Origin of the sequence: Campylobacter sp. RKI_CA19_01116 (assembly GCF_025771405.1) — a bacterium.
GTDB lineage: Bacteria > Campylobacterota > Campylobacteria > Campylobacterales > Campylobacteraceae > Campylobacter_D.
On sequence record NZ_JAKMQF010000030.1, the window covers coordinates 1 to 562 of the forward strand.

Annotated in this window: 1 pseudogene; it reads right to left on the bottom strand. The window is 25.6% G+C overall.

From position 1 onward, the window contains the following. Positions 1-446, bottom strand: a pseudogene (locus L8U41_RS07855) (ShlB/FhaC/HecB family hemolysin secretion/activation protein); the annotation flags it as partial. Positions 447-562 lie beyond the last annotated feature (116 nt).

Below are 562 nucleotides of genomic sequence, written 5' to 3' on the forward strand. Positions count from 1 at the left end.
CTAAACTCACTAATAAGTAATTGTAAATCCTCTTCTTTAATACCTAGTTTTTCAAAGCTAGTGTTTTCATTAGTGATAACAAATTTGTATTTGGTTATTATTTTTTTAGTGGTGGTAGTGTTATTGTTAGAATTATTATTGGTTTGGTTACTTGGGTTGGTAGTGTCATTAGTTTGATTGTTAGTTTCCTCATTAGCTTCCTCTTCTTGATTTAGTTTTTCTTTTAATTCTTTCTTTTTTTCTTCAAAGTCTTTTTTAGCTTCTTGGCTTTTTATATAATCATCTTTAGTTTTTAGATTTTCTTTGATGGCTTTGTTTTGAGGGAGGTTTCTATCAGGGGATAATTCTATAACCTTTTCTATATCATTTTTAGCTATGCTAATACTTCCATTATTAGCATAGACTAAAGAGCTAAGTGCTATAGTGCTAAATAAGAGTTTTTTCATGGTTGTTTGTTCCTTTTGGTTTATATTTTTAAAATTAAGAGTTTTTATTTTTTAATATTTATTATTGATTAATCAAAATATTATTTAATACGAGTATTCATTAATATACTCGTTAT